Genomic DNA, 23,122 nt, shown 5'->3' with positions numbered 1-23,122 from the left:
GATTATTTCGCCCACTCGCAACGATAAATAAGGCAAATTTAATCAGATTGTTTTTTTATAAATTTTATAAAATTCACGCCATTTTCGTGCGAATAGGCGATTTCGTAGCCGTTTAAAATCGCTGTTTTTTGTATGATAAATAGCCCAAATCCATACCCGCTCGAACTTTTATGGCGCACGCTTTTATCCAATTTCCAGTTTAGTTCCAGCTCGCCGTTCGCGCTAGAAATGTCCTTGGCAAGGGGCTCGCCGCTGTTTTCGAAAACTATCGCGCCATGCGTGGCGTAAATTTTAATCTCGTGATTTGGCGAGTAATTCAGCGCATTTTCGATTAAATTTTTAAGACATATCTCCCACAGCTCGGCGCTTCCGTAAATTTTAAAATCGCGCGCTAAATCAACGCAAATTTTATCATTTTCGTGCAAATTTAGCTTTTCGCGTGTGCGCTCAAAAACCTCGCCAAAGCCCATTTGCTCGCACTCTACCGCCTCGGAGCTAACCAGACTTTCAAGAAGCCTGAAATTTTCTAACTGCTCGTTTATCTGCGCAAAAAGCCTAGCCAAATTGCCCTGATTTTGCGGGCTGGGAGCGTTTTTTAGGTAGAAAGCGCCCTTGGCAAGGGGCGTTTTCATCTCGTGCATAAAGATTTTGTTAAACATTTCTCTGGTGCCAAGAAGCTGTTTTATGCGCAAAATCGCGCTATTATAGGCGTTTTGGATACGAGAAATTTCTTTATAATCGCTTTTGATTTCCAAAATTTTAAACTCGCCGTTTTTTAAATTTAGCAAATTTGAATAAAGCAAATTTAGTGGCGCCAAAGCCTTGTTTAAAAAGAAAAAAAGTAGTGCCAAAATACCTAGCAAAACGCAGAAAAAAATGTCGAAAACCGCGAAATCTCGGTCATTATCCAAGGCGCGCAAAACCATATAATTAATCGGCGTGTATATGAAAAACAGCTCCTCGCGCCCTGATTTTACGATCTGATAGCCGCTGTTTTTATCGCCGAAGCTCTCGATGATTTTGGCGTTTTTGGTGCCGAAATTTTCGGCTAAAACAAAGCCGTTTTGCGCCAAAATTTCATCGCTTGGCAAGCTAGCGTTTAAAAGCTCTTCTTGGAAACTTTGCAAATTTAGCCGTAAATTTAGGCGCAAAGTCTCTTTGTAGCGATAATCCTTCCAGCTATGCACGCCAAACCATAAAAAAACTATCCCCAAAAACGCTACCAAAAAAAGTATCAAAATGCGCCTGAAAATGGACTTTTGCGCGCTGTTTTGCAGACTAGGTTGTGCTGAATACTGCGCTGAAATTTTTGCGCCTTTTTGCGTATCCGTTTGCGCCGAATTTTGAGAATTCATCTGCGCCAAATTTTGCTCGCTATTTGGCAAGGCGATACCCTCTACCACGAAGCGAGATTATGTGATTTGCCTCGCTGTGAGGTTTGATTTTGGCTCGAATTTTGCTGATTATCATCTCCAAATTTTTCTCATTTGCCGATACAATCGAGGGTGAGGCGCGCAAAATTTGCTCCTTGCTGACAGCGGCTGGGAAGTTGCGAACTAGCTCGCCAAGCACTTCAAACTCAGCCAGCGTAAGCCCTAAATTTACGCCGTTAAACAGCACATCGCCTAGATTTTTATCCACGCTAAACGCTAAATTTTCGCCCTCTTCTTTAAAATCATTTGCCCTGCGCAAAAGCGAGATTATGCGCGCGTATAGCTCGTCTGGGTCGTATGGTTTGGGCAGGTAGTCATCAGCCCCGATTTGCAGGGCGCTTACTTTATCGACGGTCGAGGCGCGCGCGCTCGAAACGATAACCGGGATTTTGCTTTTTTTGCGGATTTCTTTGCAAACTTCCAGCCCGTCCATGCCAGGAAGCCCCAGGTCTAGTAAAACCAAATCAAACTGCGCCAAATCCGTGCTAATCGCCAAAAACGGATCCTCGCACGCCTCCACGCTAATGCCTCGCAAGCCCAAAAATTCGGCTATCAATCCAGCAAACTCAGCGTCATCTTCGATCAAAAAAACTTTTACCATTTCTGCTCTTTAAATTTTGATATAAAGCCTTAATTATATGTAAATTTTGTAAATTTGAGAGTTCTAAATAATAAAATTTATTAATTAGATACTTTTTATTTAAATTTATCGTTTATAATACCGCCGAATTTAAATTATGAAAGGAGACATGAAAATGTCAAAAGTAACAAAACAACTAAACCAAATCCAAGCAGATGCACACGCGCTATTTGTCGCATTTCACGCATATCACTGGAATATCAAAGGCCTACAATTTGCGCCAATCCACTCTTACACAGAGGAAGCTTACGATGAGTTTGGCGTGCTTTTCGATGACGCAGCTGAAAGAGCCTTGCAAATCGGTGGCAAACCAGTAATCAAAGCCGAAGAGCTAATCAAACTAGCCTCTGCTCCAATCGATCTAAAAGACGATTATAGCGCAGAAGAAGTGCTAAAAAATGTGAAAAAAGCCTATGAATATTTGCTAAAAGAGTTCAAAAAACTAGCCGAAATCGCAGACGAAGCAGGCGATATCGTAACATCAAATTTCGCACAAGACAAACTTGGCGGATACGAAAAACGCCTTTGGATGCTTGATGCAATGCTTGCAAAATAATCTTTGCAAACCTCAATAAAAGTCGCCAAATTCGGCGACTTTTTTAAATTTAATCTCAAAATTTAAATCCGAAATCTAAACCTTGAAATTTCAGTCAAATTTAGTCTAGCATTTTCCTGCTTTTTTTAGCAATGCGTTGCATTTTTGGTTTGACGCGCCATTTGCGCCGCCGATTTTGGTGCATAGCGTATCAGAATCTAGTGCTACGACGCTGGTGAAATAGCATCTGTATAGATTGCCTTTGTTATCATTGACCTTAAAATGCACAGAGTCGATTTCGCTGACTACTGAGTCTTTAACGATTGTTAAATTTGATTTTTCTATACCTGTGGCAAGCTCGGCTCTATCCAAAAGTGAAGCCTCTTTTACAAATGGTTTTTTGACATAACCACATCCACTTACTAAAAGCGCGATAATAGCGCAACCAAAAATAGATTTTTTCATATATACTCCTATTTGGGTAAATTTAAAGGAAGTGATTGTAACCCCGCCCCTATTAAAATTTACTTAATTGTGGAGAAAATGGAAATTTTAAAATTTAAAAAAGCAGAAAAGTCGCCAAATTTGGCGACTTGTGAAATTTGTAGATTTAGAATTTATCGTGCGTATTCGCGCCGTTTGTGTTATCCCATGGAAGTTTTGTTCCACCAAGGATATGAAAGTGCAGGTGCATGACCTCTTGGCCGCTGTTTTCGCCGCAGTTGCACACTAGGCGGTAACCTGTCTTATCTAGCCCCATTTTCACAGCGACTTCCTTGATAAAACTGCTAAGACCGACCATGACCTCTGGCGGGGTTACTTGGAAGTTTTCATAACATTTTTTTGGAATTGCCAAAATGTGTATTGGAGCTTTTGGACTAATGTCGTGAAATGCCAGAAAATCGTCGTTTTCTAGGACTTTGTTGCATGGAATTTCGCCTGAAACAATTCTTTCGAAAATATTCATAATAAATCCTTTTTGGGTTAAAAAATCAGGGCGAATTATAGCTAAAAATTTCAAATTTATGAATTTTTACCTTGTTTTTATCAATTTTTAACTACAATCGCAAAATTCATTTTTTTACAAAAAGGATAAATTTTGCAAGAAATCAAAGCCAAAATCGAAGCAGCCACTAGCTTAGATGAAATCGAAAAAATCCGCCTTGAATTATTTGGCAAAAAGGGCGTTATCACCGAGCTTTTCGCTCAGTTAAAGTCCGTCCCTGCCGAGCAAAAAAAGGAATTTGCAAAAGAGGCAAACCAAAAGCGAGATATTTTTTCCGAGCTAATTAGCGCGAAAAAATCAGCCTTGGAGGCAATCGCGCAAAAAGAGGCGATGAAAAAAGAGGCGATCGATGTTACGCTGTTTAACGAAAATGTCGCTAGCGGGGCACTTCACCCTGTAATGGAGACTATGGATAAGATAATTGATTATTTTGTATCGCAAAATTTCAGCGTAGAATCTGGTCCGCTAATCGAAGATGATTTCCACAATTTCGAAGCGCTAAATTTACCGAAATACCACCCAGCGCGCGATATGCAAGATACATTTTATCTAAATTCAGGCGAGCTTTTGCGCACACACACTAGCGGCGTGCAAATCCGCACAATGGAGAAATTCAAAACTCCGCCAGTGCGTATGATAGCCCCGGGTGCGGTATTTAGACGCGATATGGATTTGACACATACTCCGATGTTTCACCAAGTAGAGGGTCTGGTCGTCGAAAAGGGCGCAAATGTGAGCTTTGCAAATTTAAAATACATTTTAGAGGATTTTTTGCATTATATGTTTGGCGATGTAAAGGTGCGATTTCGCCCTAGCTTTTTCCCATTTACCGAGCCTAGCACAGAGGTTGATATTAGCTGTATTTTCTGTGGCGGATCGGGCTGTCGCGTGTGCAAACAAACTGGCTGGCTAGAAGTGCTAGGAAGTGGCGTGGTAGATCCAAATGTGTTTAAAGCGGTAAAATGGAGCGATGTGAGCGGATATGCCTTTGGGCTTGGGGTCGAGAGATTTGCTATGCTACTTCATAGAATTCCTGATTTGCGCTCACTTTTTGAAGGCGATATTAGATTATTGGAGCAATTTAAATGATAATAACGAAAAATTGGTTACAAGATTGGATTGATTTAAGCGAAGTCTCATCAGAAAATTTAGCCCTTACGCTAAATTCGATTGGCTTAGAGGTCGATGCGCACACTCGCATGAATATCCCAAATTTGGTCGTCGTGGGGCTAGTCAAAAGCAAAAGACGCCACGAAAATTCAGACCATTTAAATGTCTGCGAAGTCGATGTCGGCGAAAAAACGCTCCAAATCGTGTGCGGAGCCAAAAATGTCGATGCTGGGCAGTTTGTAGCAGTAGCACTCGTGGGAGCGAAGCTTCCTGGCGGATTGGAGATCAAACCAGCCAAACTTCGTGGCGAAGAGAGCTTTGGTATGATTTGCTCATCGACCGAGCTTGGGCTTCCTAAGACCTTTGACGGGATTATGATTTTAGACGAAAGTATCGGCGAGCTAATCCCTGGCAAGGCGCTAAATGAGTATGAAATTTTTAACGACGATATAATCGAGATCGAGCTTACTGCAAATAGGGGCGATTGCCTTAGTATTTTAGGTATCGCGCGAGATCTTAGCGCTGGGTTAAATTTAGCGTTGAAAGAAAAAGTCGAGTTCAAAGACCCTGAAAATGCCCCGGGAATCGGCAGAATTCTAAATGTCCATACAAACGCCGAAAGCAACGCGAGATTTTCGTTTCGCGCCTTTGAAGCAAAGAAAAATTTCGGCCTTTCCTTCAAACACATTTTGCGTCTTGCGATTGCCGATTTGCTAGGCTCGTGCGCTGTGCAAAACTACTTAGCTTATGTTACGCACGCGACGGGAGTTTTGCTAAGGGCGTATGATTTCGAAAAAATCGCTGGTGGGAGCGAAAAAATTTCACTTGATATTAAACAGCTACAAAACGGCGAATTTGGCGTGTATTGCGGTGAAAAACTGCTAAGTATCGCTGGAATTTGCCAAGATGAAAATTTCAAAGCCTGCGATGAGGCAAAAATCGTAATCATCGAGGCAAACTACACCAAACCCCTTGTCATCGCAAAAGCCATAAACGAAAACAAAAGCCTAAAAGGCGACGAGCAGGTTTATCGCTCATCTCGCGGTAGCGAGCCAAGCCTAGGCGTGGGCACGGATCTTTTATTTCGCATTTTGGGCGAAAATCCTTCGATTTTGCCGTATGCTGGCGCGCAAAGAATTTCGAGCGCGTATGAGCCTGTAACGATTAGATTTAGCGACAAAGAGATTAATAAAATGATTGGCGCAGATATTTCGCGCGATCAAATCGTAAAAATTCTAAAAAAACTAGGATTTGATATCAGCATAGAGGCTGATTTTATCAACGCCAAAGTTCCGCATTTTAGGCACGATGTGTTAAATGCGCATGATATTTGCGAGGAAATCGTGCGAATCGTAGGCATTGATAATATCGCCTCAGCACCGATGAAATTCGAGGAAAAAACACGCATAAATGAAACTTATATAAATTTGCAAAATTCACGCAAAGTGCGCAAAAAAGCGGCTGCGCTGGGATTTTTCGAGTGCGTGCATTATGTCTTTGACGATAGCAAAATTTTAGCCTCTCTTGGATTTACGCCGTGCAAAAAAGAGATTTTAAACCCGATCAATAGCGAGTTAGACGCGCTTCGCCCAACTCTAATAAATCATCTTTTGGCCTCTGCTGAGCGAAATTTGAAAAATTCTAAAAAAAGCGTCAAACTTTTCGAGCTTGGCACGGTTTTTGACGCTGAGGGCGTGCAATCGCAAAAACTGGGATTTGTCGCAAGCGGACTAAAAAACGAAAGCTCTATCGCAAACGGCGCGAAACCTGCGGCTGTGGATTTTCTATACTTTGCGGGATTAATTCAAAGCGTGATTGGTAAATTTAGCGTGAAAATTCCAGAGCAAAAAATCGGCTTTTTAAGCGAATTCGAACAAGCCCTAATCGAGCAAAATGGCGAAATTGTGGGCTTTATAGGGCGCGTAGATGGCGATGTGGAAAAAAGTCGCGATTTGGAAAAAACATATTTGTGCGAGATTGATTTTGAAAAGCTAAAATTTGAAAGAATTATGGCAAATGCTTATTCGAAATTCCCTAGTATTTCGCGCGATTTAAGCATTTTGGTGCCAAATGACCTTAGATTTGAAAAGATTAAAGAGGTTATAAGCTCCCTTAAAATCGACGCTTTGAAGGAATTTTTGCCGACTGATTTATACAGAGACGAAAGCCTAAAAGATAGTGCAAGTCTGACAATTAAATTTAGTTTCCAAGACGATAACAAAACCCTTGAAGATGACGAAGTAGCGGGCTTTATGGATAAAATTTTACAAGCATTAAATCAAAATTTAGGATTAGAATTACGATGAGAATTTTCGCTCAAAAATCGCCATTAAATGCCGAAATTTCAAATATCGGCTCAGACAAATCGATCTCTCATAGAAGCGCAATTTTCGCGCTTTTATCGGATAGGACAAGCAAAATTTCAAATTTTTTGCTAGCCGAGGATACGCTAAATACGCTAAAAATCGTAGAGGCTCTGGGCGCAGAGGTCAAGCGAGTGGGTGCTTTGGTCGAAATCACGCCAAAAGGCGCGATAAAAGAGCCAAATATGCCATTAGAGTGTGGGAACTCAGGCACTACGATTCGCCTTTTTATGGGGCTTTTAAGCTCGGTTAAGGGATTTTTCGTCCTAAGTGGCGATAAATATCTAAACGAACGCCCAATGCGCAGAATAGGGGGTCCCCTAAGCAAAGTAGGGGCGAAAATTTATGGTCGCGATAATGCGAACAAAGCTCCGATTGCAATCGAGGGAAACAGGCTTGAATATTTCGAATTTGATAGCAAAATTTCATCTGCTCAGGTCAAAACCGCTATGATTTTAGCCGCCCTTAATAGCAATGGTTGCAAATTTAGCGAACCTGAGCTAAGCCGCGATCACAGCGAAAAAATGCTAAAAGCCATGGGAGCTGACATCAGCACAAACGGCCTTGAACTGCGTGTAGAGCCACTACGCGCGCCACTTAAACCGCTTGAAATTTTCGTGCCAAACGACCCAAGCTCGGCGTTTTATTACGCTGTGGCAGCCTCGATAATCCCGAGCTCGCATATCGTGCTAAAAAAAATGCTTTTAAATAAAACTCGCATAGAAGCTTACGAAATTTTAAAGAAAATGGGCGCGAAAATCAGCTACAAAAAAACCGATGAAATTTACGAAGAAATCGGTGATATCGAAATTTCTTACGCTCCGCTTCACGCCGTAGATGTTAGCGAAAATATCCCGTGGATGATAGATGAAGCCCCAGCCCTAGCCGTGGCGTTTGCCTGCGCGCAGGGCAAAAGCACCCTAAAAAACGCAAAAGAACTTCGCGTCAAAGAGTGCGACCGCATAGCTGTCATGGTCGAGGGATTAAAGGCGTGTGGCGTGAAAGCTAGCGAGCTAGAAGATGGCTTTGAAATCATAGGCGGTGGAGAAATGAGCCCAGCAATCATCACGCCTCATGGCGATCACAGAATTGCGATGAGCTTCGCTATTTTGGGGCTTAAATGCGGTATGATGATAGAAGATGCCAAATGTATCGCGACATCTTTTCCAAATTTCAGCGAAATTTTAAAACAAATCGGAGCTAGCGTTGAGGATTGAAATGGCCAAAAGCTACGGCTTTTGCTTCGGGGTAAAAAGAGCGATTAAAATCGCAGAAAACGCAGGCGAAGCCTCGACTATTGGCGAATTAATTCATAACGCAGAAGAGATCAACCGCCTAAGGCAAAATTTTGGCGTTAAAACCCTAAAAGATGCTAGCGAAGTAAGCGATGAAAAAAAGCTCATAATCCGCACTCATGGTATCCAAAAAGAGGATTTGACGCGTCTAAGAGCGCAAAATAAAGAGCTCATTGACGCAACCTGCCCCTTCGTGACCAAACCACAGCAAATCGTCGAAAAAATGAGCGATGAGGGGTATGATATCGTGATTTTTGGCGATAGCAACCACCCAGAGGTAAAAGGGGTGAAATCCTATGCTAAGGGCAGAGTTTTTGTGGTTTTAGAGCCAAGCGAATTGGACGAGATTAAGCTAAATTCAAAGGTTGCGGTAGTTTCGCAAACTACGAAAAAAATCGAAAATTTTGTCAAAATCGTGGATTATTTAATGCAAAAATCGCGCGAGGTGCGTATTTTTAACACCATCTGCAACGCAACGCTAGAAAATCAAGAAGCAGCCGCCGAACTTGCCAAAAAAGCCGATATTATGATAATTGTGGGTGGCAAAAATTCATCAAATACAAAGCAGCTTTTTTTGATTTCGCAAAGCTTTTGCAAGGATAGTTATTTGATCGAAAACGAAGACGAAATCGAGCAAATTTGGTTTAAAAACAAAAATTTATGCGGGATTAGCGCAGGGGCTAGCACGCCTGATTGGATTATCAAAAAAGTTGTTGAAAAAATCGAAAAAATATCAAAATTTTAAAATTTCATCTCAAATTTAACATATCAAAATTTAAAAAAATTTAGTTGATTAAAAGCAAAATTTAGGTAAGATTTAGTTTTTAGCATTTTTGTTAAAAATGTAAATAAATTTAAAGGAAGCTTTATGGCCGAGGTGAACGAGAAAGTTCAAAATCACGCAGATGAAGATTTTGCGAAATTGTTAGAAGAGTATGACAACCAAAAATCACACGATGAGGTAGTCACAGGTAAGGTTATCGCTGTTAAAGACAACGAGATTTTCGTAGATGTGGGTAGAAAGCTAGAAGGAGTTTTGGATGTATCCGAAGTGAGCGACGCCCAAGGAAACTTGTGTGTAAAAGTAGGTGATGACATTAAAGTCGCGATAATCGGAAGTAGAGGTGGTCGCCCGGTCGTATCATATAGAAAAGCTATAAAAAAAGAAAAAGTCAAAGCATTTATTGATTCTTACGATGAAAATGCAGAAAATGTATATGATGTCAAAATCGTCTCTTTTAACAAAGGCGGTTATGTTTGCGTTAGCGAAGATGATGTTGAGTTTTTTATGCCACGCTCTCAAAGTGCGCTTAAAAACCCAAATGGTGCTATCGGCAAGACTTTTAAAGTAAAAGTTCTAAAAGTAAATGAAGATGAGCTAAGTATCGTGGTTTCACGCAAAAAATTGCTTGATGAGGACCGCAAAGCTAGCAAAGAAATCATCGAAAAAATCGTAGCTACTGAGGGTGTTATTGAAGGCACTGTTAAAAAAATCACAACTTATGGCATGTTTGTCGATGTAGGTGGCGTAGATGGTCTAGTTCATTACAGCGAAATTTCATACAAAGGCCCTGTAAATCCTAGCTCGCTTTATAAAGACGGCGACAAAGTCCCTGTCAAAGTCGTCAAATACGATAGTGACAAAAAACACCTATCTCTTTCAATCAAAGCTGCAATGCCAGATCCTTGGAACGAGATCAAAGACAGCCTAGAAGTCGGCGACACAATCCGCGTAAAAATCAGCAATATCGAGCCTTATGGCGCATTTGTTGATTTAGGCAACGATATCGAGGGATTTTTGCACATTAGCGAAATTTCATGGGATAAAAATATCAAAAATCCAAAAGACTTCATCAGCGAGGGCGAAGAAATCGATGTAGAAGTCGTAGAAATCAACCCAGATGAAAGAAGACTAAGAGTAAGCCTTAAAAACTTGCTTCCAAAACCATTTGATGAATTTTTGGCAAAATACAAAGTCGGCGATGTGGTAAAAGGTGCAATCACAACAATCACAAATTTTGGTGCGTTTGTTAGAATCGACGGCGTAGAGGGTCTTTTGCACAATGAAGACGCTTCTTGGGATAGAAACGAAAAATGCAAAAATTTATTCAAAATCGGCGATGAACTAGAAGTCAAAATTATCAAAATCGACAACGACACACAAAAAATTTCACTAAATCGCAAAGAGCTAGGCGATAGCCCGATTAGCGATTATGCGAAATCTCACAAACAAGGCGATGTCGTAAAAGGTAAAATTCGCGATATCAAAGATTTCGGAATCTTCGTAGAGTTAGAAGGTGGCGTAGATGCGCTACTTCGCAAAGAGGATTTGGGCGATAAGAGCGCAGATGAGATCAAAATCGGCGATGAAATCGAAGCTGCGATCGCATTTATCGACGAAAAGAAAAATCGTATTCGCCTAAGTGTTCGCAGACTAGCTCACCAAAAAGAGCGCGAGCTTTTAAACGAAGTAAATAGCGATGACGAAAAAATGACTTTGGGAGATCTTATCAAAGATCAACTAAAATAACCCCGCTTGCAAGGCAGTTTTGCCTTGCAACTCCACATACAAAATAGGAGAAATTTATGAAAACTGTAATAGTTTGCGACGCAATCCACAATATAGGTTTTGAACTTCTCTCAAAAGAATCAGATATCAATGTAATCGACGCTACCGATGTCCCAAAAGACGAACTTTACGGCATGCTTGGCGATGCAGATGTAGCAATCACTAGAAGCTCGACTGCGGTAGATGAGAAATTTCTAAATTCAGGAACTAATCTCAAAGCTATCGTGCGCGCTGGCGTGGGCGTGGATAACTGCGATATCGACGGCTGCTCTAAGCGCGGAATTATCCTTATGAATGTCCCTACGGCAAACACAATCGCCGCTGTGGAGATGACTATGTGCCACCTGCTAAATGCCGCCCGCAAATATGTAAATTCGTGTAATGATTTGAAAATCAATCGCATTTGGAAACGCGAAAAATGGTATGGCACCGAGCTATACAAAAAAAGCCTAGGCATTATCGGCTTCGGTAATATCGGCTCTCGCGTGGGTGTGCGCGCACTTGGCTTTGGTATGAGCGTCATCGCGTATGACCCATACATCGATCCAGAAAAGGCCACAAAACTAGGCGTGAAATACACTACGAATTTCGACGATATCCTAGCGTGCGATTTCATCACAATCCACACGCCAAAAAACCGCGAAACTATCAATATGATCGACGAGCCACAAATTGCGAAGATGAAAGACGGCGTGCGCCTCATAAACTGCGCGCGCGGTGGATTATACAACGAAGCAGCCTTAGTAAAAAATCTAAAATCAGGCAAAATCGCATATCTTGGCATAGATGTTTTCGACAAAGAACCAGCCACTTCGCATGACTTTTTAGATATCGAAAATTTAACCGCCACTCCGCACCTTGGCGCGAATACTTTGGAATCACAAAGAAATATCGCAGTCGAGGCCGCAGAGCAAGCTATCAGCGCAGCACGCGGTATCAGCTACCCAAATGCGCTAAATTTGCCTATCAAATCCGAGGATTTACCAGCCTCAATCGAAGCGTATGTGGATTTGATATCAAAAATGGCTTATCTAGCCGCCCAAATCAACAAAGGTCCGATAAAATCTATCAAAATCGAGGGTAGTGGCGAGATTTCACAATACTTAAATTCAATGCTAGTTTTCGCTATCGTGGGCGCACTACACGATAGTTTGGGCGATTCGCTAAATTATGTCAATGCGAAATTCCTAGCCGATGAGAAGGGTATCGAGACCGAGTATAAAGAGTGCGTGGGCAGTATCTACAAAAATGAGATTGGCGTTACGATTATCACAGACAAGGATACTTCGAGCGTCGTGGGCACGGTCTTTGACGGCAAAGAGGGTCGCATCGTAAATGTCAATGGATTTAAAACTGACTTCAAGCCAAAAGGCAAGATGATAATCTTCAAAAACACCGATGTCCCTGGCGTCATCAAAAACATAAGCACGATTTTAGCCGACGAGAATATCAATATCGCTGACTTCCGCCTAGGCAGAGGCGAGGACGGCAACGCACTAGCCGTGATTTTGGTCGATTCTCAGGTGCAAAAATCAGTCCTCGAAAAGCTCGCTAAACTTGACACTTGCCTCATGGTGCGCTACGCATCGCTATAAATTTAGCCAAATTTAATGGAGGGGGTTATAATAACGATTTTATTATAACCCCAAAAGAAAGCAATATGATAAAAAATTTAAAATTCTATAAATTTTAGATGCAAAATTTTATACATTTATAAAATAGCGCAAAAATGGGACTTTTTTATAAAATTTTAAAATTTTTTCAAATTTTTTACAAAAATAATTGAATTTTTTAATTTTTTTTGCTATAATCCACGCAAGTTTTACATATATGTATGTAAAATGAAATCTATTTACAAGGAGGAAACCATGAGAAAAGGTTTCACTATGATTGAGTTGATCTTCGTTATCGTTATTTTAGGTATCTTAGCAGCTGTTGCTATTCCAAGACTAGCAGCTACTCGTGATGATGCTGAGATTTCAAAAGCAGCTACAAACGCTCAAACATTGATTTCAGACCTAGGTGCATACTATACAAGCCAAGGCAAGTGGTCAAAAACAGGTGATATTGACGCAACTGATGATTTAACTGAGATGACAAAAGTTTCTCACCCAGTTAAAGCCAAATCTGCTGAGTGTTTGACAGTAACTAAGCTAGAAGACAACGATGGTAATGCTACATTTACTTTCGGTAATACTGGTCTATGTGCCAAAGTATGGAGTATGCCTGGTTTGAAACAAATCAAAGACTCTGCTAAAGATGGTTCAATCACATTCGGTGGCAAAGGTGTGAACTTTGGAGAAGAAGATACATCTACTAGCTCAAGCTCAAGCTCAAGCTCAAGCACAGGCGGTAGCGCAGGTACTAATGGCTAATCTGTTAAAAATATACAGATATTTGCCCTCGGAATACGACTTCCGAGGGCTTTTTAAATTCTACGCAAATTATATGCGAAAGCTTTTTTAAAAATTTAAAAGCACAAAACTATCCGCTGAAAAATAATTCTAGATTTTAGATAAAGTTTGTAAAATACTCAAAATTTTAAAATCTCTACCCAAATCACGCTTCGGCGCAGTATCACCCAAAACACCAAAATCTTAAATCAAATTTCACAAAACTCGTTGTAAATTTTGAAAATTCCCGTGATTTTAAAGGTTCGTTTGCTTCGTGTGGAAAAGAAGATTGGTTGCAGAGGAGGGATTTGAACCCCCGACCTTCGGGTTATGAGCCCGACGAGCTACCACTGCTCTACCCTGCGATACAAAGATGATTTAAAGAAGTGTGGATGGGGTAGGAGGATTCGAACCTCCGCATGATTGGACCAAAACCAATTGCCTTACCGCTTGGCGATACCCCAATGCAAAAGAGCTAGTATTATACAGAAAAACAAATCAAAAGTCAAGAAAAATCGCGAAATTATATTTAAATTTTGAAATTTCGCAAAAACACTGACCTTAAATTTTAAAGTCGTAGATTGCCACGAAACGACTTGCTCCGTTTCTCACAATGACAAATTAAAGCTAATGAAATTTTTCTGGATTGCTTCGCTCATTACGCTCGCTCACAATGACAATAGCTAGCGTGTTTGGGGCAGTATTCACAGCTTGCGAAGCGTAATGACAGCAAATTTGGTGTTTGGTGATTTTAATTTATAAAATTTTCACAGAATTTAACTTAGTCTATTTTGCTAAAATGCGAGATTTAGGAGGGTTTATGAGAGTATTGCACTACGAATTCCGAAATTTTTAATCTGTATAGATTTTTGGAATCGCGCATTATCTCATCATACGAAATCTCGGTAAAAATCCGTGAGGCTTTTTTGTAAATTTCATCATCATCCTCGAAAGGCAAACTATCCGTCGCAAGCAAATTTCTTCCCAAATTCATCTCGCTCAGTATCCCCATATACCCAAGCAGAGTAGTAAAAGTATCAAACGAAGTGCCTTTTTTGTCTATCGTTATGGTGCCGTTTATGCAAATTTGCGCAAAATATTTAAAACGCCGAATTTTAGCAAATCCTTGTTTAAAATTCTCAAAATTTTATCTTTTTGCGCTACAATTCAAATTTTACAAAATTTCAAAAGGATACAATCATGATCAAGACTTGCTTATTTCCTGCTGCGGGGTATGGCACGCGCTTTTTGCCAGCCACAAAATCGCTACCTAAGGAAATGCTCCCAATCCTTACAAAACCGCTAATTCACTATGGCGTAGATGAGGCATTGGAAGCTGGCATGGATAATATGGCATTTGTTACAGGGCGTGGAAAACGCGCTTTGGAGGATTATTTCGATAGAAGCTACGAGCTAGAAGACCAAATCAAGGGCACTAGCAAGGAATATTTGCTAGATGATATTAGAAATTTAATGTCATCTTGTCAGTTTTCATTTACCCGTCAAGAGGATATGAGAGGGCTGGGACACGCGATTTTTACAGGCAAAACTCTCGTTAGAGATGAGCCATTTGGCGTAGTTTTGGCTGATGATTTGTGTATAAATACAGGTGGCGAGGGTGTGCTAGCACAAATGGTAAAGGTCTATGAGAAATATCGTTGCTCAATCGTAGCCGTAATGGAAGTAGAAAAAGAAGATGTCAGCAAATACGGCGTAATCGCAGGCAAAAGTATCAGCGATGATTTGATTATGGTTAGCGATATGGTCGAAAAACCAGCCCCAAAGGACGCCCCGTCAAACCTAGCGATCATTGGCAGATACATACTCACGCCTGATATTTTTGATATCATCGAGCGCACGCCAGCTGGCAAAAACGGCGAAATTCAAATCACCGACGCGCTCTTAGAGCAGGCCAAAAACGGCGTTGTAATGGCGTATAAATTCAAGGGCAAACGCTTTGATTGCGGCTCTGTGGAGGGATATGTCGAGGCGACGAAGTATTTTTACGAAAAAGAATTTGCAAAGAAAAAAAATGATAAAAAATAAACTTTTTTTTACCAAAGCCAAAAACGACGCGCTAAAAAATGTCGCTTTGGCACTAAAAGATGAATTCGAAGGTGGCGAGATCGGGTATTATCACCTACCAGATAGCGGCGAAAGCGCGATTACGCAGGCTAACGAGTTTTTAGCTGGCAAAAATTTTAGCGCTGTCGTAGTCGTGGGGATCGGCGGTTCGAGCGTGGGTGTAAGGGCGTTTTACGAAATGCTACGCGAAAAAATAGAGCCAAATTTAAGATTTGAAATTTTGGATAATTTAGACGATTTTAGCGTAAAAAACGCCTTAAATGGGCTTAAATTTAACGATACGCTCTTTATCATCTCATCCAAATCTGGCACCACAATCGAAACCATTTCGCTATTTAAGGTCGTTTTAGATGAGTTTGGCGCGCAGGATTTGAGCCGTAATTTCATCTTCATCACAGATCCAAATTCGGCGTTAGAAACCTACGCAAAAAGCCAAAACGCCACCGTGATAAATATGCCAGCCAATGTGGGCGGGCGATTTAGCGTGCTTAGCGCAGTCGGCCTCGTGCCAGCTCTCGCTCTTGGGCTTGATGCGCGCGCCTTGCTAGCTGGCGCAAAAATGGCGCAAGAAAGGTTCTTAGGCGAAATCCTAAACGGAAATTTCGAAAATTTAGAAAATAACGAAGTCGTGCAAAAAGCCCGCCACTACGCCACTCACAAAAATGCCACAATCAATGTGATTTTCAGCTATTGCGACAGGCTCAAAGCCTTCAACGACTGGTATGTCCAGCTCTGGGCGGAGAGTATCGGCAAAAAAATCGGCTACACTCGCTATGGGCTTACCCCAGTAGGGCTAGTTGGCTCGCGCGATCAGCACAGTTTCTTGCAGCTTATCATGGACGGCGTGAAGGATAAAACAGTAACATTTATGAAGCTAAAAAACTCTGGCACATCGCGAAAAATCCCAAATTTGAGCTTGGAAAATTTGGCTAGTTGCGACTTTGTAAATGATCTAAGCTTGGAGGGTGTGCTAAATTTCCAGTGCGACGCGACCGCGCAGGCTGTGATAAACGAGGGTGTGAGCGTCGATGTCATCGAAGTGGGCGCGCTAGATGAGACAGATGCTGGATTTTTGTTTTATTATTTTGAGCTACTAACTAGCGGGGTTGGGGCGATTTTGGGCGTGAATACCTACGACCAGCCGGGCGTTGAAGCAGGCAAACGCATACTAAAATCAATGATTTTAAATAGATAATTTTTTGAAAATTAGTGCATTAAATAGCTCCTTTCGATGACGATAATCTATCATTGCGCTTCGCAAGCCGGGGATACTGCCTCGATACGCGAACCATTGTCATTGCGAGGAGCGAAGCGACGAAGCAATCTACGAATATAAAATTTCGGCGCAGTGTTTTTGCAGAATTTCAAAAATTTAAGTGGAATTTTGCTTTAAATTTTACTATATTGCTTCGCTATGCTCGCAATGACACAAGATTCGCATTTTGGCGATTGTCGCTCGTAGATTGCTTCGAAATACTTTGTATTTCTCACAATGACAATCAAGCGACGCGCAGTCGCTGTCGTGACGAAATTTTGCCCTATCCAAACCCCATATTTCAGCGGAATTTTCGAAATTTATGAGTAAAATTTAGCCCAAATTTGGCAAGGAAAATTTATGAGAAATCCATTTCACTCCCTCAAATACCGCAATTTCAGGCTTTATTGGATTGGCATGAATCTCTCATTAATCGGCTCGTGGATGCAAACAATCGCGCTTCCTTGGATTGCGCTCACGCTCACGCATGACCCCTTTAAGGTGGGGCTTGTTAGCCTCGCGCAGTTTTTGCCCTCGCTAATATTCACACTATTTTCAGGCGTTTTGCTCGATCGCTTTGACAAGCTTCGCATACTTTTGTGCGCGCAAATCGGCATGATGATTATAGCGTGCATTTTCGCCTTTTTGGCGTGGTTTGAGGCGTTTAGCTTCGCAAACATTTTCACGCTTTCCCTCATAAACGGCGTATTTACGGCGTTTGACTCGCCCTCGCGCCAAGCCCTCGTGCGCTCGCTCATCGCTTCTAGCTCTGAGCTTCCAAACGCAGTCGCGCTAAATTCGATCTCTTTCAACCTAGCCCGTATCACAGGACCTGCGCTTGCTGGGCTGATAATGGCGCACTTTGGCGCGAAATGGTGCTTCGTGATAAATGCTATTAGCTTTTTAGCCGTCATTATCTCGCTATTTTTTGTCAAAATTTCCGAGCCCGCTAGCAAAGTGTCGCGCTCAAATTTAAGCCCCCTAGCGCTCATCAAACAGGGCTTTTCGTATATGCTTTCTAAAAAAATTTTAAGCGAAATTCTGTTTATTGTGCTGATTTTATCGACCTTCATACCTAATTACAATATCACAATTTCAGCCTTTGTGAAATTCGATTTGGCTCAGGGCGAGCGGTATTTTGGGTATTTGATGTCGCTTTTGGGGCTTGGGGCGCTGTGTGGGGCGCTGTGCGTGGCTAGTTTTGGAAATTTATCGCTGAAATCTATCCGCATTTGCGCCGTGCTTGTGTGCGTAATCTGCGCGCTGGCTGGGGCTGTGGCGAGCTTTGCTTACAATGCCGCGCTAATCGCGCTGCTTGGATTTTTTTTCGTTTTGACAAACTCGTCGATGAACTCGACCGTGCAAATGCATGTGGGCAACGAATTTCGCGGCAGGATAATGAGTATCTACACTCTATTTTTCTTAGGAAGCACGCCATTTGGCGCGCTTTTTGCGGGGTTTTTTACGGATAAATTTGGCGCGAAATTCGGCTTTTTTATCAGCGGATTTTGCGCGCTAATTTTGCTTTTGGCTCTGTTTTATCTGCGTAGAAATAAATCAAAACCTACTTAAACGCTATCTTTAAATTTGCGCTTAAAATTTGGGCAAATTCGTCGAAATTTGGCAGGTTGAGTTTGGCTTTTCGCATTTTTTTACCCCACATACTCTCAGGGAAAAAGCTGTCGTTTTTAAACCTAGCTTGCAGGTGGATATGGACTTTGGGCACATAGTTTGCGAAGCTTGCGATATTGATTTTATCTGGGTTGTAGAAGTCTCGCATGCTCCTTTCGCACTCCAAAACAGCCGCCCAAAGGTGCGCAATCTGCTCACTTGGCAAATCCGTAATCTCCTTTGCCTTAGTTTTGGTGAAAATTTTAATCCACGGGATTTCGCTCTCTTCGCGCTCGATAAAAATTATATCATCTTCGTATATCATATTTTCTCCTTATAAAAATATGGAATTTTAAACAAAATTTAATTAAAATCGCGTAAAAATTTAAAGGAAATCCGTGAAAATCGCCGTTGTAATCTATGATAATTTTTCACTTTTAAACCTAGCCCAAATTTTAAACGCCCTAAGTGCTTGCCAGCACAAAGTGCGAATCTATGCGCTCAAAGAAGCCGTGCAAAGCGCGCAAAAAGCCTGCGTGGGGGCCGATGTCAGCGACGATAGCCTCTATGGAAACGACGCCGTGATCGTCTGCGACGGAGAGTGCGAGGATTTGGTGTATAACTCAATCTTTACCGCGTGGCTTCGCTCCGGCGCAATGGCAAAAAAACTCGCATTTTTTGGGAGTGCGCACTCACTGGCCAAGATAGCAAAATTTGAAAATTTCAGCCATTTTGAAAGCTTCGATGAGGCAAAATTTCTCGAATTTTTAGCGGATTAATTTTTCTTTTTTATCCCTACGATACGCGGGCGAATTACAATTTCGCTCAAATTTGACTTGGTTTTATACGCCTCATAGGCGAAATTCGCAATCTCATCTGGGTCGATATAGGCGTGCTCATCACTGCTCGGCTCAAAGCGCAAATCCGCAAAAAATGGCGTTTGCGTCATATCTGGGCTTATGCAGGTTACGCGCAAATCCTTGCGATACTCTTCAAACAAACAGAGCAAAAATGCCCGTAGTCCCGCCTTGGATGCCGAATACAGCGCGCTAAATCGCGAGTGTCTGTGCGCCTCAATCGAAGCAATGCCGATAATATGGGCGTGCGAGCGTTTGAGCGAATTGATTAGCGCATTTAGGATTATCAAATTTGCGCTTAAATTCACGCTTATCACGCGCGAAATCTCGTCCCCACTCACCGCCTCGAAAGGGTCGAAATTCCCCACGCCAGCGCATAAAATCACAGCATCAAAGCTCTCTTTGCTCAAATTTGCTAACTCTTTTTTAAGCGAGGCAGTATCCTCAAATCTCGAATTTAAGGTTGAAATTTCAAAGCCGTTTTGGCTAAATTTCCGCGCTATCGCACTGCCGATCCCGCCACCTGCGCCCGTAATCAACGCTTTTTTCATCGATTTTCCTTTATTTTGCGCATATACGCCTCTTTCATCGCACGCTCGAATTCGTCGTTGCTGGCAAACTCGCGCCCAAAAACCTCGCCCCAGAGTGCCTCGTCTTCCATGCAAAGATAAAAAAATACTTCCTCATGCCACGCACGCAGGCTAGAATAGGCGAATTTAAACATTTCGAGTTTGATATTTTTGGGGTATGAAATTTTGCCGTTTGCCTGCGAAAATGGCATTTGCAAAATTTTGCTCTCTAACCCTCTGGCGCGCAGTTTTTTGATAACTGGTTTTATAAATGTCAGTGTGCCAAAGGATACAAGTGCTACGCTACTAGGGTCAAATTCGCGCACCAATCGCGCAAAAATCGCGCTGTATTCATCACGCCAACCTTGAAAATAAATCATCGGGTGAAAGTGAAATCCCACCAAAATGCCCTTTTGCGCCAGTTTTTTGGCAGCATTTAAGCGCTCATCTAGGCTAGCGCTGAGATGTTCTTCATTTTCGATAATGATTTGCGGATTTAGCGAAAATGTCACGATGATGTTGCGCGAAATGTCGTTTTGCAAAAAAAAGGAAATATTATTTGACTTGCTTTTAAGCTCTAAAATCACATTTTCATGCGCTCTGGCGAAGGAATTTAGCGCGCTTAAAATACCGAAATTATCGCCCCACATGAGCGAATCCGAGCTCTGACCTGTGCCGATATGATAAATTTTATCACTATCAAGGTGCAGTTTCGCTAAATTTGCGCCGAAATTTTCGTCAAATCCCACGACACCGTTTTTGTAAAACGAGCCAATCGCGCAATACGAGCAGTCAAACCCGCACGAATTGACCGCATCGAGCGTGAGTAGATTGCAGCAACGCGTCCCCTCGCTAGCGACAGGACAGCGACCAAGGGCTAGCTTTTCGCCCGCAAAACGCGATATTTCGTAGCGTTTGGGTGTGTAGTGCGGAGTGAAATTTTCATACGCAGGCGGGCGCGATTTGATTAGCTCATACGCGGATTTTATGCGCGCGAAAACCTGCTTGCAAGCGTGGTTTGAGGCGGGTTTGGATTGTAAATTTGGCTCTGAATTTACGCTAGGATTTTCGCTAAAATTTGCGTTAGAATTCCCGCTAAAATTTGCGTTAGGATTCCCGCTGAAATTCGAAGCAAAATTTACGCCACGATTTTCGCCAAATTTCGCTATTTTTAAAATTTCCCCCACATTTTCGCCCCAAGCCTGCAAATCAGCGCAAATTTCGGCGATTTGCTTGCGCTCTTGGAAGCTAAAATGCCCTGATAGAAAAAATTCGCGCAAAAGCTCGCTATTTTCGGCGTTTAGTGCGAGTTTGAACTCGCTATTTATTTCACTCATAACTCTCCTATTTTTTCCGCATGCGCCCTAAGTAGCGCACAAGTGCTGGACTTGTCGATTTTAGCGTCGATTAAATGATCGCTTACGACCTTGTAAATTTTAAATTTCACGCCAAATTTAGCGCAAATTTCTTTGAATTTCGCGCTTTCCATATCGTATAAACTTATCGTGGGCGCCGAAATTTTCGTAGTTTGCGGGGTACTAACGCAGATTAAGCTCGCCCCTTTTGGCGCACTGTTTTCGTCCCACAAAAACCCTTCGCCGACACTGATTTCATCGCTATTACAACCACAAATTCCAAAATTTATGGCTGTTTTGGGGCTAAATTTCGCCAAAATTTCGCCTAAAATTTGCGCGTTTTCGCCGTTTTTGCCAAAGCCCACACCGCAGATGAAAAGCAAAATTCCCTCGCCTAGCCACACATTGACGCTTTTTTCGCCAAATTTAACGCTACTTTTTTTTAGTCTAAATCTCTCCACCAGACCCTGCGCCTCGGACTTCGTGGCGCACACGAATACTCTCATAAACTCTCCTAAACCTCGCATTTTAGCAAGCCAAGGCTAGAAAAAAGCTAAATTTGATGAAATTTTGCGTGCATTTTGTTTATTAAAACTACATAAAATTTAGCTATAATCCACGGATTAGATTTTTTAAAAGGGGCGATGATGAGCGAAACTCAATTTTCCAACTCCGTTACCTTGCGCGATAACCGCAATGGCGCGACATACGACTTCCCGATCCTTGATGGCACAATGGGTCCTAGCGTAATTGACATTTCGAATTTTTACAAAGACACTGGAATGTTTACCCTAGATAGGGGATATACCTCCACAGCCATGTGCAAAAGCTCGATTACATACATTGACGGCGAAAAGGGCGAGCTCATGCACCGCGGATACGATATCGCGTGGTTAGCGCAAAACAAACGCTACCTCGATGTCGTGTATCTACTACTAAATAAAAAACTGCCTAGCAAGGACGAATACAACGCGTTTTTATACGAGCTAAAAACCCGCTCATTTATCAACGAAAAAATCCTAAAACTTTTCGACGCCTTTCCAGATCGCGCCCACCCTATGGCGGTTTTGCAGGCATGTATTGCGACACTTAGCGCGTATTACTCTAAGGATATGAGCTTTGATGATCCTAGCGAATACATGGAAATGGCAAAACGATTGGTAGCCAAAATGCCTACCCTTGCGGCGTTTTATTATCGCCACTCCAAAGGCTATCCTATTATTTACCCTGATTTAGCACGCGGATTTACGGAAAATTTCTTGTATATGATGCGAAGCTTCCCACACTCGCATGTAGATCTCAAACCAATCGAAGTCAAAGCCCTAGATAGCGTGCTTATGCTCCACGCTGACCACGAGCAAAACGCCTCAACGACGACGGTGCGCACGGTGGGTTCTACTCACGCTCACCCTTATGCGTGCATAAGCGCAGGTATCGGCGCACTATGGGGACACGCGCACGGCGGGGCGAACGAAAGCGTAATTCGCCAGCTAGAAATGATAGGCACACCAGAAAATGTCGATAAATACATCGCCAAAGCTAAGGACAAATCCGATCCGTTCCGCCTAATGGGCTTTGGACACCGCGTCTATAAAAACTACGATCCGCGCGCCAAGGTGCTAAAAGGTCTGCGAAATCAGCTCATCGAAGAGATCGGAATCGATACGAATTTAATCCGTGTGGCAAATAGATTAGAAGAAATCGTGCTAAATGACGAATATTTCGTATCTCGCAACCTCTATCCAAATGTCGATTTCAACTCAGGTCTAATCCTAAAAGCGCTCGGAATTCCGACAGAAATGTTTGCCGTAATCTTCGTAATGGGACGAAGTCCTGGCTGGATGGCGCAATGGATAGAGCTCAAAGAGCAAGAGAGTATCAAAATCGTCCGCCCTCGCCAACTCTACATTGGCCCAGAGCGCATAAACGAATAGCCCAAATTTAGGGCAAAATTTGGGTTAAATTTAAATGCAAAATTTAACCCAAAATTTTTGAAATAATTTAAAATTTATTAAAATTTTACGCTATAATCCTATGTTTTTATGA

Annotated in this window: 22 protein-coding genes and 2 tRNA genes; 13 read left to right on the top strand and 11 right to left on the bottom strand. The window is 42.1% G+C overall.

The features are described from left to right. Nucleotides 1-38 precede the first annotated feature (38 nt). Both OFO01_RS01100 and OFO01_RS01095 read right to left on the bottom strand, forming a co-directional pair. On the bottom strand, nt 39-1,385 hold the full coding sequence (locus OFO01_RS01100; RefSeq protein ID WP_270875514.1) for a hypothetical protein: 1,347 nt from the start codon (nt 1,383-1,385) through the stop codon (nt 39-41). Further along, complete coding sequence (locus OFO01_RS01095) at nt 1,375-2,034, bottom strand: response regulator transcription factor (RefSeq protein ID WP_270858337.1); 660 nt, start codon at nt 2,032-2,034, stop codon at nt 1,375-1,377. The genes OFO01_RS01100 and OFO01_RS01095 overlap by 11 nt, the downstream gene beginning before the upstream one ends. Before the next feature lie 154 nt (nt 2,035-2,188). On the opposite strand from OFO01_RS01095, the gene OFO01_RS01090 reads away from it, so the two are divergent. Next, nucleotides 2,189-2,629, top strand: a complete 441-nt coding sequence (locus OFO01_RS01090; RefSeq protein ID WP_270858336.1) for a Dps family protein — start codon at nt 2,189-2,191, stop codon at nt 2,627-2,629. A gap of 105 nt (nt 2,630-2,734) precedes the next feature. Here OFO01_RS01090 and OFO01_RS01085 read toward each other — a convergent pair whose 3' ends face one another. Both OFO01_RS01085 and OFO01_RS01080 read right to left on the bottom strand, forming a co-directional pair. Next, the gene (locus OFO01_RS01085) at nt 2,735-3,073 is read right to left on the bottom strand and encodes a hypothetical protein (protein ID WP_270858335.1); all 339 of its coding nucleotides are present in this window, start codon (nt 3,071-3,073) and stop codon (nt 2,735-2,737) included. 145 nt (nt 3,074-3,218) lie between these two features. Further along, nucleotides 3,219-3,575, bottom strand: a complete 357-nt coding sequence (locus OFO01_RS01080; protein WP_270858334.1) for a histidine triad nucleotide-binding protein — start codon at nt 3,573-3,575, stop codon at nt 3,219-3,221. Between the two features lie 132 nt (nt 3,576-3,707). On the opposite strand from OFO01_RS01080, the gene pheS reads away from it, so the two are divergent. From pheS to OFO01_RS01045, 7 genes are all read left to right on the top strand, one after another. Beyond that, a complete protein-coding gene (gene pheS / locus OFO01_RS01075) occupies nt 3,708-4,703 on the top strand; it encodes a phenylalanine--tRNA ligase subunit alpha (protein ID WP_270858333.1) in 996 nt (331 codons plus the stop codon). After that, nucleotides 4,700-7,030: a phenylalanine--tRNA ligase subunit beta gene (gene pheT / locus OFO01_RS01070; RefSeq protein ID WP_270858332.1), complete on the top strand. Its 2,331-nt coding sequence runs from the start codon at nt 4,700-4,702 to the stop codon at nt 7,028-7,030. Before pheS ends, pheT begins: the two co-directional genes overlap by 4 nt. Beyond that, entirely contained in the window at nt 7,027-8,304 is a 1,278-nt protein-coding gene (gene aroA, locus OFO01_RS01065; RefSeq protein WP_270858331.1) for a 3-phosphoshikimate 1-carboxyvinyltransferase, read from the top strand. The genes pheT and aroA overlap by 4 nt, the downstream gene beginning before the upstream one ends. Continuing rightward, complete coding sequence (locus OFO01_RS01060; RefSeq protein ID WP_270858330.1) at nt 8,294-9,127, top strand: 4-hydroxy-3-methylbut-2-enyl diphosphate reductase; 834 nt, start codon at nt 8,294-8,296, stop codon at nt 9,125-9,127. Before aroA ends, OFO01_RS01060 begins: the two co-directional genes overlap by 11 nt. Nucleotides 9,128-9,250: 123 nt before the next feature. Next, on the top strand, nt 9,251-10,912 hold the full coding sequence (locus OFO01_RS01055; RefSeq protein ID WP_270858329.1) for a 30S ribosomal protein S1: 1,662 nt from the start codon (nt 9,251-9,253) through the stop codon (nt 10,910-10,912). Between the two features lie 56 nt (nt 10,913-10,968). Further along, complete coding sequence (gene serA / locus OFO01_RS01050; RefSeq protein WP_270858328.1) at nt 10,969-12,546, top strand: phosphoglycerate dehydrogenase; 1,578 nt, start codon at nt 10,969-10,971, stop codon at nt 12,544-12,546. Between the two features lie 273 nt (nt 12,547-12,819). Beyond that, a complete protein-coding gene (locus OFO01_RS01045) occupies nt 12,820-13,326 on the top strand; it encodes a type II secretion system protein (RefSeq protein WP_270858327.1) in 507 nt (168 codons plus the stop codon). 308 nt (nt 13,327-13,634) lie between these two features. On the opposite strand, the gene OFO01_RS01040 is transcribed toward OFO01_RS01045, so the two are convergent. From OFO01_RS01040 to OFO01_RS01030, 3 genes are all read right to left on the bottom strand, one after another. Beyond that, a tRNA-Met gene (locus tag OFO01_RS01040) sits at nt 13,635-13,709 on the bottom strand. 24 nt (nt 13,710-13,733) lie between these two features. Next, a tRNA-Gln gene (locus OFO01_RS01035) sits at nt 13,734-13,808 on the bottom strand. Nucleotides 13,809-14,152: 344 nt separating this feature from the next. After that, nucleotides 14,153-14,338 (bottom strand): hypothetical protein, encoded by a 186-nt coding sequence (locus tag OFO01_RS01030; protein WP_270858326.1) that lies wholly within the window; start codon nt 14,336-14,338, stop codon nt 14,153-14,155. A gap of 206 nt (nt 14,339-14,544) precedes the next feature. Between OFO01_RS01030 and galU the strand changes: the two genes are divergently transcribed. The 3 genes from galU to OFO01_RS01015 all read left to right on the top strand — a co-directional run bounded on the left by galU (nt 14,545) and on the right by OFO01_RS01015 (nt 18,256). Next, nucleotides 14,545-15,390 (top strand): UTP--glucose-1-phosphate uridylyltransferase GalU, encoded by an 846-nt coding sequence (gene galU / locus OFO01_RS01025; protein ID WP_270858325.1) that lies wholly within the window; start codon nt 14,545-14,547, stop codon nt 15,388-15,390. Then, on the top strand, nt 15,377-16,624 hold the full coding sequence (locus OFO01_RS01020; RefSeq protein ID WP_270858324.1) for a glucose-6-phosphate isomerase: 1,248 nt from the start codon (nt 15,377-15,379) through the stop codon (nt 16,622-16,624). The genes galU and OFO01_RS01020 overlap by 14 nt, the downstream gene beginning before the upstream one ends. A 420-nt stretch (nt 16,625-17,044) precedes the next feature. Continuing rightward, a complete protein-coding gene (locus tag OFO01_RS01015; RefSeq protein ID WP_270858323.1) occupies nt 17,045-18,256 on the top strand; it encodes an MFS transporter in 1,212 nt (403 codons plus the stop codon). Here OFO01_RS01015 and OFO01_RS01010 read toward each other — a convergent pair. Beyond that, complete coding sequence (locus tag OFO01_RS01010; RefSeq protein WP_270858322.1) at nt 18,249-18,620, bottom strand: HIT family protein; 372 nt, start codon at nt 18,618-18,620, stop codon at nt 18,249-18,251. The genes OFO01_RS01015 and OFO01_RS01010 overlap by 8 nt on opposite strands. Nucleotides 18,621-18,693: 73 nt before the next feature. Here OFO01_RS01010 and OFO01_RS01005 point away from each other — a divergent pair, with 73 nt between their 5' ends. Beyond that, a complete protein-coding gene (locus tag OFO01_RS01005; protein WP_270858321.1) occupies nt 18,694-19,074 on the top strand; it encodes a hypothetical protein in 381 nt (126 codons plus the stop codon). Here OFO01_RS01005 and OFO01_RS01000 read toward each other — a convergent pair. The 3 genes from OFO01_RS01000 to OFO01_RS00990 are packed head-to-tail and all read right to left on the bottom strand — an operon-like array spanning nt 19,071 to nt 21,582. Beyond that, entirely contained in the window at nt 19,071-19,703 is a 633-nt protein-coding gene (locus OFO01_RS01000; RefSeq protein WP_270858320.1) for an SDR family oxidoreductase, read from the bottom strand. The genes OFO01_RS01005 and OFO01_RS01000 overlap by 4 nt on opposite strands. Then, the gene (locus OFO01_RS00995) at nt 19,700-21,058 is read right to left on the bottom strand and encodes an SPL family radical SAM protein (RefSeq protein ID WP_270858319.1); all 1,359 of its coding nucleotides are present in this window, start codon (nt 21,056-21,058) and stop codon (nt 19,700-19,702) included. Before OFO01_RS00995 ends, OFO01_RS01000 begins: the two co-directional genes overlap by 4 nt. Further along, on the bottom strand, nt 21,055-21,582 hold the full coding sequence (locus tag OFO01_RS00990; RefSeq protein ID WP_270858318.1) for a hypothetical protein: 528 nt from the start codon (nt 21,580-21,582) through the stop codon (nt 21,055-21,057). The genes OFO01_RS00995 and OFO01_RS00990 overlap by 4 nt, the downstream gene beginning before the upstream one ends. A gap of 141 nt (nt 21,583-21,723) precedes the next feature. Here OFO01_RS00990 and OFO01_RS00985 point away from each other — a divergent pair, with 141 nt between their 5' ends. Then, a complete protein-coding gene (locus OFO01_RS00985) occupies nt 21,724-23,010 on the top strand; it encodes a citrate synthase (RefSeq protein WP_270858317.1) in 1,287 nt (428 codons plus the stop codon). The last annotated feature ends 112 nt before the right edge of the window (nt 23,011-23,122 follow it).

Source organism: Campylobacter sp. JMF_01 NE2 (genome assembly GCF_027737365.1).
Lineage (GTDB): Bacteria > Campylobacterota > Campylobacteria > Campylobacterales > Campylobacteraceae > Campylobacter_B.
This window is presented reverse-complemented; position numbering and strand designations above follow the sequence as displayed.